At 53.4% G+C, this 11,569-nt stretch carries 9 protein-coding genes and 2 tRNA genes; 1 reads left to right on the forward strand and 10 read right to left on the reverse strand.

Going from position 1 to position 11,569, the window contains the following annotated elements:
• Positions 1-26: 26 nt before the first annotated feature.
• The 8 genes from pnp to K2184_RS13440 all read right to left on the reverse strand — a co-directional run bounded on the left by pnp (position 27) and on the right by K2184_RS13440 (position 9,226).
• Complete coding sequence (gene pnp / locus K2184_RS13405) at positions 27-2,165, reverse strand: polyribonucleotide nucleotidyltransferase (protein WP_004106089.1); 2,139 nt, start codon at positions 2,163-2,165, stop codon at positions 27-29.
• A 241-nt stretch (positions 2,166-2,406) separates the two neighbouring features.
• On the reverse strand, positions 2,407-2,676 hold the full coding sequence (gene rpsO, locus K2184_RS13410; protein WP_004106090.1) for a 30S ribosomal protein S15: 270 nt from the start codon (positions 2,674-2,676) through the stop codon (positions 2,407-2,409).
• A gap of 147 nt (positions 2,677-2,823) precedes the next feature.
• Complete coding sequence (truB, locus tag K2184_RS13415; RefSeq protein ID WP_004106091.1) at positions 2,824-3,768, reverse strand: tRNA pseudouridine(55) synthase TruB; 945 nt, start codon at positions 3,766-3,768, stop codon at positions 2,824-2,826.
• The gene (gene rbfA / locus K2184_RS13420; RefSeq protein ID WP_004106092.1) at positions 3,768-4,169 is read right to left on the reverse strand and encodes a 30S ribosome-binding factor RbfA; all 402 of its coding nucleotides are present in this window, start codon (positions 4,167-4,169) and stop codon (positions 3,768-3,770) included. The genes truB and rbfA overlap by 1 nt, the downstream gene beginning before the upstream one ends.
• 91 nt (positions 4,170-4,260) lie before the next feature.
• Positions 4,261-6,951, reverse strand: a complete 2,691-nt coding sequence (gene infB / locus K2184_RS13425; protein ID WP_004106093.1) for a translation initiation factor IF-2 — start codon at positions 6,949-6,951, stop codon at positions 4,261-4,263.
• 24 nt (positions 6,952-6,975) lie between these two features.
• Complete coding sequence (gene nusA, locus K2184_RS13430; RefSeq protein WP_123830017.1) at positions 6,976-8,463, reverse strand: transcription termination factor NusA; 1,488 nt, start codon at positions 8,461-8,463, stop codon at positions 6,976-6,978.
• A gap of 27 nt (positions 8,464-8,490) precedes the next feature.
• Positions 8,491-8,943 (reverse strand): ribosome maturation factor RimP, encoded by a 453-nt coding sequence (gene rimP, locus K2184_RS13435; RefSeq protein ID WP_004125659.1) that lies wholly within the window; start codon positions 8,941-8,943, stop codon positions 8,491-8,493.
• 206 nt (positions 8,944-9,149) lie between these two features.
• Positions 9,150-9,226, reverse strand: a tRNA-Met gene (locus tag K2184_RS13440).
• 307 nt (positions 9,227-9,533) lie between these two features.
• Here K2184_RS13440 and argG point away from each other — a divergent pair.
• Positions 9,534-10,877 (forward strand): argininosuccinate synthase, encoded by a 1,344-nt coding sequence (gene argG / locus K2184_RS13445; protein ID WP_004106101.1) that lies wholly within the window; start codon positions 9,534-9,536, stop codon positions 10,875-10,877.
• A 153-nt stretch (positions 10,878-11,030) separates the two neighbouring features.
• Here argG and K2184_RS13450 read toward each other — a convergent pair.
• Both K2184_RS13450 and secG read right to left on the reverse strand, forming a co-directional pair.
• Positions 11,031-11,117, reverse strand: a tRNA-Leu gene (locus K2184_RS13450).
• Between the two features lie 14 nt (positions 11,118-11,131).
• Entirely contained in the window at positions 11,132-11,461 is a 330-nt protein-coding gene (gene secG / locus K2184_RS13455; protein WP_004106103.1) for a preprotein translocase subunit SecG, read from the reverse strand.
• Between the last annotated feature and the right edge of the window lie 108 nt (positions 11,462-11,569).

Raw genomic sequence — 11,569 nt, forward strand, 5'->3', positions numbered from 1 at the left:
CGCAATGCGGAGGGCAAACGGCAACCTTACTCGCCCTGCTGTTCGGCAGCCGGAGCTTCCGGCGCAGCCGCAGGCTGAGTTTGTTCAGTTGCTTCTTTGATGCTCAGACGGACACGGCCCTGACGGTCAACTTCCAGAACCTTAACCGGCACTTCCTGACCCATCTGCAGATAGTCGGTCACTTTCTCAACGCGCTTGTCGGCGATCTGAGAGATGTGAACCAGACCCTCTTTACCGCCGCCAATGGCAACGAATGCGCCAAAGTCAACGATGCGGGTCACTTTACCGTTATAGATACGGCCAACTTCGATCTCAGCGGTGATCTCTTCGATACGACGAATCGCGTGCTGCGCTTTGTCGCCATCGGTTGCTGCGATTTTGACGGTACCGTCATCTTCGATTTCGATAGTGGTGCCGGTTTCTTCGGTAAGCGCGCGAATAACGGAGCCGCCTTTACCGATAACGTCTTTAATTTTGTCCGGGCTGATCTTGATCGTGTGAATACGCGGTGCGAACTCAGAGATATCGCCGCGCGGCGCGTTAATCGCCTGTTCCATCACGCCCAGGATGTGCAGACGCGCACCTTTAGCCTGGTTCAGAGCAACCTGCATGATCTCTTTGGTGATACCTTCAATTTTGATATCCATCTGCAGAGCAGAGATACCTTCACGGGAACCCGCAACTTTGAAGTCCATATCGCCCAGGTGATCTTCATCGCCCAGAATGTCAGACAGCACGACGAAGTTGTCGCCTTCTTTCACCAGACCCATTGCGATACCCGCAACGGCGGCTTTCACCGGCACACCTGCGTCCATCAGCGCCAGAGAAGCGCCACAAACGGAAGCCATGGAGGAGGAACCGTTCGATTCGGTGATTTCAGAAACCACGCGTACGGTGTACGGGAACTCTTCGATAGTCGGCATCACGGCCAGTACGCCGCGCTTAGCCAGACGACCGTGACCGATTTCACGACGCTTCGGAGAGCCGACCATTCCCGTTTCGCCTACGGAGTACGGAGGGAAGTTATAGTGGAACAGGAAAGAGTCGGTACGCTCGCCCATCAGCTCATCGATGTTCTGCGCGTCACGTGCGGTGCCCAGGGTCGCGGTAACCAGTGCCTGAGTTTCACCACGGGTAAACAGTGCTGAACCGTGGGTACGCGGCAGAACGCCGGTACGAACGTCCAGACCACGAATCATATCTTTTTCACGACCATCGATACGCGGCTCACCGGCCAGTACGCGGCTACGCACCACGTTTTTCTCGATTGCGTGCAGGATTTCGCCCAGTTCGTTAGCGTCCAGGGTTTCATCTTCCGCAACCAGGGTCGCGATAGTTTCGGATTTGATCACGTCAACCTGAGCATAACGCTCCTGTTTGTCGGTGATACGGTACGCATCGCTCAGGCGAGATTCAGCCAGCGCAGCGACGCGCGCGTTCAGCGCGGCATCAACCACTTCCGGCTGCCAGTCCCAACGCGGTTTACCGGCTTCTTTCACCAGGTCGTTGATGTTCTGAATAACAACCTGCTGCTGGTCGTGACCAAACACGACCGCGCCCAGCATCTGGTCTTCGCTCAGCAGTTCAGCTTCGGATTCAACCATCAGTACTGCGGCTTCGGTACCCGCAACAACCAGATCCAGTTTGCTGGACTTCAGCTCTTCCTGGGTCGGGTTCAGCACGTACTGGTCATTAATATAACCCACGCGCGCGGCGCCAATTGGGCCGTTAAACGGAATACCGGACAGAGACAGCGCAGCGGAAGCGCCGATCATCGCGACGATATCCGGGTTAACCTGTGGGTTAACGGAAACGACGGTCGCAATAACCTGAACTTCGTTAACGAAGCCTTCCGGGAACAGCGGGCGAACCGGGCGGTCAATCAGACGCGCAATCAGGGTTTCGCCTTCGCTCGGACGGCCTTCACGACGGAAGAAACCACCCGGGATTTTACCAGCAGCGTAAGTACGCTCCTGATAGTTAACGGTCAGCGGGAAGAAATCCTGGCCTGGCTTCGCTTTTTTCTGGCCGACTACGGTAACGAATACCGCGGTGTCATCCATGCTAACCATAACGGCGGCAGTTGCCTGGCGCGCCATCATGCCGGTCTCCAGCGTTACGGTATGTTGGCCGTACTGGAATTTACGAACGATCGGATTAAGCAAAATTCTATCCTTTTATCTATAGATGATGTCAAATCCACGATAAGACATCGTATGACCCGATCTTCTGCATCCTCGCGACTAATGACAACCTTTACCCGCCCCTGCGAGTCAAGCCTCTCATTAGCCGCGCGAACCTCTGCATGAAGATCATTAATAGCAACAATACATGAGTTTTTAATGAATTGCTGCCGCCCGGTCGAAAAAAGGGGCCGTGAGGCCCCTTCTTCTGAAACTCGCAGAATTAGCGACGCAGACCCAGACGCTCGATCAGCGAAGAGTAACGTGCAACATCTTTACGTTTCAGGTAGTCGAGCAGTTTACGACGCTGAGAAACCATGCGCAGCAGACCACGACGGCTGTGGTGATCTTTTTTGTGCTCTGCAAAGTGACCCTGCAGGTGGTTGATCTGTGCAGTCAGCAGTGCAACCTGAACTTCAGTAGAACCGCTGTCGTTTTCGCCACGACCGAACTCAGAAACGATTTTTGCTTTAGCTTCAACGCTTAGAGACATTTTCGAACTCCAAAATTAAAAGAAAGAAAGGGTGCCGATCTCTAATTCAGCAACCCCTGATATAACGCTCGCAAATGTTAAAACACTTTGGCGGACGTTAAGCGGCGATATTCTACTCGCAGCAGCCTTTTATCGCAAGGAAAGCGCTCAGGCAGGGTATTCAACCACCAGACGACGAGGCGCCACGCGGCCTTCATCATCGATTTCCCCCATGCCAAGAAACTTCTCGTCATCACCTTCAGTGACGCGAACCAGCCCCTGCAGCGGCGCACCCGATGTCCGCACCGGATTACCGTTTTTAAAGTAGATGGCGGAGGTTTCCGGAATATTCACCAGCGGGTAATCCGAAGCCGGGCTGTCCATCGGCATCAACAGCGGGTCCAACAGCTGGGCTGCGGGAATATCCTGCGCATTGGCTTGTTCAACCAGCGCCTGCAGCTGCTCCAGCGTCACCATCCGTTCGACGGGATATTTACTGACCGCCAGGCGACGCAGGAAAGTGACGTGCGCGCCGCATCCAAGCTTCTCGCCTAAATCATCAATAATCGTGCGAATGTAGGTGCCTTTGGAGCAATGAATTTCCAGCTCAAGCTCCGTCCCCTCATGGCGGATAAACAGCAGCTCGTAAACCGTAATCGGCCGGGATTCACGCGGTACTTCAATCCCCTGACGGGCATATTCGTACAGTTTTTTCCCCTGGTATTTCAGCGCCGAATACATCGACGGCACCTGCTGGGTTTCACCACGAAAGCCATCGAGCGCGGCTGCCAGCTGCTCAGGACTAAAAGTCAGCGGACGTTCTTCCACCACCTGGCCGTCGGCATCAGAGGTATCGGTGCGCTGGCCAAGTTTAGCAATCACGCGGTAGCGCTTGTCAGAATCAAGCAGATACTGGGAAAACTTTGTCGCTTCCCCGAGGCAAATCGGCAACATGCCGGTCGCCAGCGGATCCAGCGCTCCCGTATGCCCTGCCCGGTTAGCATTATAAAGTCGTTTAACTTTCTGCAGCACGTCGTTGCTGGATGCGCCTTGCGGTTTATCCAGCAACAGTACGCCGTGCACATCGCGACCGCGACGACGAGGACGACTCATTAGTCCTCCTTACTGTCGTCCGGGTTCACACGACGCTCATCGTCATGTTTCACCACGCTGGTCACCAGGTTCGACATGCGCATTCCTTCGACTAATGAATTGTCGTAGAAGAAGGTCAGTTCCGGCACGATACGCAGGCGCATTGCTTTGCCCAGCAGCGAGCGAATAAAACCAGACGCTTCCTGCAAAGCCTTGATGCCCGCTTTCACGGCGGCTTCGTCTTTGTCGTTCAGGAAGGTCACAAACACTTTGGCATAGGCCAGGTCGCGGGACATCTCGACGCCTGAAACCGTGGTCATCATGCCCAGACGCGGGTCTTTAATTTCGCGCTGCAGGATGATTGCGATCTCTTTTTGCATCTCCTGAGCCACGCGCTGCGGGCGACCAAATTCTTTCGCCATAATAAATTCTCCAGACAAATAAGGGGGCCACGCGGCCCCCTTTAATTTTGTATAACCGGGTGGCGCTGCGCTTCCCCGGCCTACTAAACGATTAATCGATGGTACGTTGAATCTCGATGATTTCGAACACTTCGATCATATCGCCAACGCGAACGTCGTTGTAGTTCTTAACGCCGATACCACACTCCATGCCGTTACGAACTTCGTTAACGTCATCTTTGAAGCGGCGCAGGGATTCCAGCTCGCCTTCATAGATAACCACATTGTCGCGCAGTACGCGGATTGGGTTATGACGCTTAATCGTACCTTCAGTAACCATACAGCCTGCGATGGCGCCGAATTTCGGCGATTTGAACACATCACGGACTTCGGCCAGACCAATGATCTGCTGTTTCAGTTCCGGAGACAGCATGCCGCTCATCGCTGCTTTCACTTCGTCGATCAGATGATAGATGACGGAGTAGTAGCGCAGATCCAGGCTTTCCGCGTCGATAACTTTACGTGCGGATGCATCAGCACGAACGTTAAAGCCAACCAGAATCGCGTTGGAGGCAGCGGCCAGGGTTGCGTCGGTTTCGGTGATACCACCTACGCCGGAACCGATAATCTTCACTTTCACTTCGTCAGTAGACAGTTTCAGCAAGGAGTCGGAGATCGCTTCCACAGAACCCTGCACGTCCGCTTTGAGGACGATGTTCACTTCGTGAACTTCGCCTTCGGTCATGTTGGCGAACATGTTCTCAAGTTTAGATTTCTGCTGACGAGCCAGCTTAACTTCACGGAATTTACCCTGACGATACAGCGCAACTTCACGTGCTTTCTTCTCGTCACGAACGACGGTCACTTCGTCACCGGCAGCCGGTACGCCTGACAGGCCGAGGATTTCCACCGGAATGGATGGACCCGCTTCCAGCACTTCCTGACCCAGTTCGTTACGCATCGCACGAACGCGACCATATTCGAAACCGCACAGGACGATGTCACCCTTGTGCAGCGTACCTTCGCGTACCAGAACGGTAGCAACCGGACCACGACCTTTATCCAGGAAGGATTCGATAACCGCGCCGCTCGCCATACCTTTACGAACCGCTTTCAGCTCCAGAACTTCAGCCTGCAGCAGGATTGCGTCCAGCAGTTCGTCGATGCCGGTACCCGCTTTAGCAGACACGTGGACGAACTGGCTTTCACCGCCCCACTCTTCCGGCAGAATGCCGTACTGGGACAGTTCATTTTTAACGCGATCCGGATCCGCTTCCGGCTTATCGATTTTGTTCACCGCAACCACGACCGGCACACCCGCCGCTTTCGCGTGCTGGATTGCTTCGATGGTCTGCGGCATCACGCCGTCGTCTGCGGCCACAACCAGAACCACGATATCCGTCGCCTGAGCACCACGAGCACGCATAGAGGTGAACGCGGCGTGGCCCGGGGTATCCAGGAAGGTGATCATACCGTTGTCGGTTTCGACGTGGTACGCACCGATATGCTGGGTAATGCCGCCCGCTTCGCCAGAGGCCACTTTCGTTGAACGAATGTAGTCCAGCAGAGAGGTTTTACCGTGGTCAACGTGACCCATGATAGTCACAACCGGTGCGCGCGGTTCCGCCGCAGCGCCGGTGTCACGGTCGCTCATTACCGCTTCTTCCAGCTCGTTTTCACGACGCAGGATAACTTTGTGGCCCATCTCTTCGGCAACCAGCTGTGCGGTTTCCTGGTCGATGACCTGGTTAATCGTCGCCATAGCGCCCAGCTTCATCATCGCTTTGATGACCTGAGAACCTTTAACGGCCATCTTGTTGGCCAGATCGCCAACGGTGATGGTTTCACCGATGATAACATCACGGTTAACCGCCTGAGCCGGCTTCTGGAAGCCTTGCTGCAGAGCCGAACCCTTACGATGTTTACCACCTTTACCGCCGCGAACGGCCGCACGGGCTTCTTCACGATCGGCTTTCGATTCAGCGTGTTTGTTGCCTTTCTTAGCCGGACGCGCTGCTTTCGCATTACGTCCACGGCCGCGACCGCCTTCAACTTCACGATCGTTATCGTCTTCAGCCTGACGCGCATGCTGAGAAGTTGTTACGTGATAGTCAGTGGTCTCTTCAGGCGTTTCTGGCGCTTCAGTCCAGTTCTTTTCGTTTTCTTGAGCCATACGGCGTGCTTCTTCCGCTACACGGCGCGCTTCTTCTTCAAGTTTGCGGCGTGCTTCTTCTTCCGATTTGCGCTTCAGCTCCGCAGCTTCGTTTTCGCGGCGTTGCTTTTCAGCCTGGGCGGTTTTGGTCATATCGTCGGTTTGTTGATTGCTCACTTTGTCTTTTTCCGCGGCTTCACGTTTCGCTTTATCGGCGAGTTCACGTTTCGCTTGTTCTGCGGCCTCACGTTCAGCTTTTAATTGCGCCTCGCGTTTGGCAGCTTCTTCTGCCTCACGACGGGCTTGCTCTTCCGCTTCACGCTGCGCCTGCTCTTCCGCGGCAAGGCGTTCGGCCTCTTGCGGATCGCGTTTCACAAAGGTGCGTTTCTTGCGGACTTCGATTTGTACCGACTTACTCTTTCCACCGGTACCCGGAATATTTAACGTGCTGCGCGTTTTGCGCTGCAGCGTCAGCTTGTCGGGCGCTGAGCCGTGTTCACGGTTCAGGTGCGTCAACAAGGTTTGCTTCTCTTGCGCGGTCACAGAATCATCAGCCGATTTGCGGATCCCTGCATCAGCAAATTGCTGTATCAGGCGATCCACAGAGGTCTGAATCTCTGAGGCCAGCGCTTTAATGGTCACATCTGTCATGCTGTTCCTTCCTGCTACAGTTTATTACGCTTCGTCGCCGAACCAACAAATATTACGAGCGGCCATGATAAGTTCTCCGGCTTTCTCGTCGGTCAAGCCTTCGATATCAGCCAGATCATCAATGCCCTGCTCGGCGAGATCTTCCAGCGTACAAACACCACGGGCGGCCAGGGTGAATGCCAGGGCGCGATCCATACCTTCCAGATTCAACAGATCGTCGGCAGGTTTGCTGTCTCCCAGGCTCTCTTCTTTGGCCAGCGCCAGCGTGGTCAGCGCGTTTTTCGCCCGCTCACGAAGTGCTTCAACGGTCGGTTCATCCAGACCGTCAATTTCCAGCAGTTCTTTCATTGGCACATAGGCCAGTTCTTCCAGAGTGGCGAAACCTTCTTCAACCAGCAGCGTGGCGAAATCTTCATCAATATCAAGATATTTAGTGAAGGTATCAATCGCTGCATGGGCTTCAGCCTGATGCTTAGCCTGGAGGTCATCAACGGTCATGACGTTCAGTTCCCAGCCGCTCAGCTGAGACGCCAGACGGACGTTCTGACCGTTACGGCCAATGGCCTGCGCCAGGTTGCCCGCTTCGACTGCGATATCCATGGTGTGCTTGTCTTCATCTACCACGATAGAGGCGACGTCAGCCGGAGCCATGGCGTTAATGACAAATTGCGCCGGGTTATCGTCCCACAGCACGATATCAATACGCTCGCCGCCCAGTTCAGTCGAGACTGCCTGAACGCGCGCGCCGCGCATACCGACGCAGGCACCCACCGGATCGATGCGCTTATCGTTAGTTTTAACCGCGATTTTAGCACGAGAGCCAGGATCGCGAGCCGCCGCTTTAATTTCGAGAACTTCTTCACCAATTTCCGGAACTTCAATGCGGAACAGTTCAATCAGCATTTCCGGCTTGGAACGCGTCACGAACAGCTGCGCGCCACGCGCTTCCGGGCGGACTGCGTACAGTACGCCGCGGATACGGTCACCCGGACGGAAGTTTTCACGCGGCAGCATGTCTTCACGCAGGATCACGGCTTCAGCGTTGTTGCCCAGATCCAGCGTAATGTTGTCGCGATTCACTTTCTTCACTACGCCCGTGATAATTTCACCTTCGTGCTCACGGAACTGATCAACGACCATTGCGCGTTCGGCTTCACGTACTTTTTGTACGATAACCTGCTTCGCAGTCTGCGTAGTGATACGGTCAAAGGTGACAGATTCAATCTGGTCTTCGACGTAATCGCCAGGATTCATGCTTTCATCTTCGAAACGCGCAGCTTCCAGCGTGATTTCGCGCGTCGGCTGGGTGACTTCTTCCACAACCAGCCAGCGACGGAATGTGTCGAAATCACCGCTTTTACGATCGATTTCTACGCGAACGTCGATCTCTTGTTCATATTTTTTCTTAGTAGCCGTTGCTAACGCACTTTCCAACGCTTCGAAAATTTTCTCACGCGGCAGCGCCTTTTCGTTGGAAACGGCTTCAACAACAGCCAAAATTTCTTTGTTCATCGGGGCCTTTCACCTCAATCCAGACTGTTAAAAGTGGGGAACCAGGTTCGCCTTCTGGATGTTACTCAGCGCGAACACTTCATCTTTGCCTTCGACGGTTACCGTGATCATCTCACCGTCTACCGCTTTGATAAGGCCCTGCCATTTGCGTCGGTTCTGTACCGCCATGCGCAAAACCAGCGAAACTTCTTCGCCGATGAAACGCTCATAGTGTTCGGCGGTAAACATAGGACGATCGAGACCAGGGGAAGAAACTTCCAGGTTATAAGCGACTGTAATCGGGTCTTCTACGTCCATAACAGCACTGACCTGGTGACTCACATCAGCACAATCATCAACATTGATGCCATCTTCACTATCAATATAGATGCGCAGTGTGGATGTGCGACCGCGAATAAATTCGATGCCGACCAGCTCAAAGCCAAGCGCTTCAACTGGCGCTGTGAGCATCTCTGTTAATTTTTGCTCTAATGTGGACAAACCCACCCCCAAGACATAAAAAAAGGGCGTATAGCCCAGTTATTCTGAAGTCAGATAACAAAAAACCCCGATAAATCGGGGCTTTAGATAACTGAACCCTGAGATCGCAACTGCGATCTGGAACACTTTCCAGAAGAATTCTTTCAAATTCGTCTACGAAGGACCCGGTCCTCACAGTATATTTGAAAAAGTACTTAATGGGAAAGTGGTTGCGGGGGCCGGATTTGAACCGACGACCTTCGGGTTATGAGCCCGACGAGCTACCAGGCTGCTCCACCCCGCGCCTGAAACGTGGCATATTTTACTCGTTTTGAGCAAAAGACGCAAATACTGCTGGGATTTGGTACCGAGAGACGGGACATAAAATCGTAGTGAATTGTATTGATACTTCATATATTTTGTCAACATGAATTTCACATAGCGGGTTTCGGTTCGTGCTGGTATTTCAGGGTTTTTTGGTAAAAAACGGCTCAGCCTCTTCCTGTCACCAGCAAAAGATGATTAAATGAAAACTCACAATTAATGCATAAACATGCAATAAAGATTGTTGAGTCAAACTCACCACAGTCTCTCTAGCAGGGTTTTATTTTATGACGACGATTCTCAAGCATCTCCCGGTAGGACAACGTATTGGTATTGCTTTTTCTGGTGGGCTGGATACCAGCGCCGCGCTGCTGTGGATGCGTAAAAAGGGAGCAGTCCCTTATGCATATACCGCTAACCTGGGACAGCCAGACGAAGACGATTACGAAGCCATTCCTCGTCGTGCCAAAGAGTATGGTGCTGAAGGAGCTCGTCTGATCGACTGCCGTAAGCAGCTGGTTGCGGAAGGTATTGCTGCAATCCAGTGCGGCGCGTTTCATAACACCACCGGCGGGTTGACCTACTTTAATACCACTCCGCTGGGCCGCGCAGTGACCGGTACTATGCTGGTTGCCGCGATGAAAGAAGACGGCGTTAACATCTGGGGCGACGGCAGTACCTATAAAGGCAACGATATCGAACGTTTCTATCGTTACGGCCTGCTGACCAACGCAGAGCTGAAAATTTACAAACCGTGGCTGGATAGCGACTTTATCGACGAGTTAGGCGGCCGCCAGGAAATGTCAGAATTTATGATTTCCTGCGGGTTTGACTATAAAATGTCCGTTGAAAAAGCCTACTCAACCGACTCCAATATGCTGGGAGCTACGCACGAGGCTAAAGATCTTGAGTTCCTGAACTCCAGCGTCAAGATTGTGAACCCAATTATGGGCGTGAAGTTCTGGGATGAAAGCGTCAAAATTCCTGCGGAAGAAGTCACCGTCCGCTTTGAACAAGGCCACCCGGTTGCGCTGAATGGACAGACCTTTAGCGATGACGTTGAGCTGATGCTGGAAGCTAATCGGATCGGCGGCCGCCATGGACTCGGCATGAGCGATCAGATCGAAAACCGTATCATCGAAGCGAAGAGCCGCGGCATTTATGAAGCCCCCGGGATGGCGCTGCTGCATATTGCCTATGAGCGTCTGCTGACCGGTATTCATAATGAAGATACCATCGAACAATATCACGCACACGGTCGTCAGCTGGGTCGCCTGCTGTATCAGGGGCGCTGGTTCGACTCACAGGCTCTGATGCTGCGCGACGGCCTGCAGCGCTGGGTGGCCAGCCAAATCACCGGCGAAGTGACCCTTGAACTGCGTCGCGGCAACGACTATTCCATCCTAAATACCGTGTCAGATAATCTGACCTATAAAGCAGAACGCCTGACCATGGAAAAAGGCGACTCAATGTTCTCCGCTGAGGACCGTATCGGCCAGCTGACAATGCGCAATCTGGATATCACCGATACCCGCGATAAGCTGTTTGGCTACGCTCAGTCCGGACTGCTGACCGCCTCTTCCGCCACCGGCTTGCCGCAGGTGGAAAACCTGGAAAATAAAGCTAAGTAACATCCCTGAGAAAACAGTAAAGGCCGCGCAAGCGGCCTTTTTTATGCTGTGAAATCCCGCCCCCAACTGAAGAGGAATATCAGCCGCTTATGCGACTGCGCACTTTTCTCTGGACGAAAAAAAGACGCTTTTCAGCGTCTTTTTTCAGGAAATTGGTACCGAGGATGGGACTCGAACCCACAAGCCCGTTAGGGCACTACCACCTCAAGGTAGCGTGTCTACCAATTCCACCACCTCGGTACGGATACTACTTATCAGTGCGGGATGTCGCTGCTCGGCTGTGCCGGAGCTGTCGGCTGAGTTTGCTCGGTTTTCGGAGCGCTCAGGTTATCCCACTCACTTCCTTTGTTGGTCTTGTTGCTGTTGATATTGCCCAGCGCCAGACTGATGATGAAGAACAGCGCAGCCAGGATACCAGTCATGCGGGTCATGAAGTTACCAGAACCGCTGGATCCAAACAGAGTGCCGGAAGCGCCTGCTCCGAAGGAGGCTCCCATATCAGCGCCTTTACCTTGCTGCAGCATAATCAGACCAACAAGGCCAATTGCCACAATAAGGAAAACAACTAAAAGAGCTTCGTACATAATCAACCTGTTCCTTGCGGATTCGCCGCATACCAAGTGCTTCGACCAATAAAGCGGGACGTATTAACGTTTCCCACTGAAGCGGGTGTGAATACTAACCAAAGCGAA

This window comes from Klebsiella sp. K5-306, assembly GCF_051835185.1.
In the GTDB taxonomy this organism is placed as follows: Bacteria; Pseudomonadota; Gammaproteobacteria; order Enterobacterales; family Enterobacteriaceae; genus Klebsiella; species Klebsiella oxytoca.

What these genes read in the sequence shown, in the direction of transcription:
- rpsO (WP_004106090.1), bottom strand. Translation starts at nt 2,676, where the DNA reads ATGTCTCTAAGCGTTGAAGCTAAAGCAAAAATCGTTTCTGAGTTCGGT.
- truB (WP_004106091.1), bottom strand. Translation starts at nt 3,768, where the DNA reads ATGAGTCGTCCTCGTCGTCGCGGTCGCGATGTGCACGGCGTACTGTTG.
- rbfA (WP_004106092.1), bottom strand. Translation starts at nt 4,169, where the DNA reads ATGGCGAAAGAATTTGGTCGCCCGCAGCGCGTGGCTCAGGAGATGCAA.
- infB (WP_004106093.1), bottom strand. Translation starts at nt 6,951, where the DNA reads ATGACAGATGTGACCATTAAAGCGCTGGCCTCAGAGATTCAGACCTCT.
- nusA (WP_123830017.1), bottom strand. Translation starts at nt 8,463, where the DNA reads ATGAACAAAGAAATTTTGGCTGTTGTTGAAGCCGTTTCCAACGAAAAG.
- argG (WP_004106101.1), top strand. Translation starts at nt 9,534, where the DNA reads ATGACGACGATTCTCAAGCATCTCCCGGTAGGACAACGTATTGGTATT.
- secG (WP_004106103.1), bottom strand. Translation starts at nt 11,461, where the DNA reads ATGTACGAAGCTCTTTTAGTTGTTTTCCTTATTGTGGCAATTGGCCTT.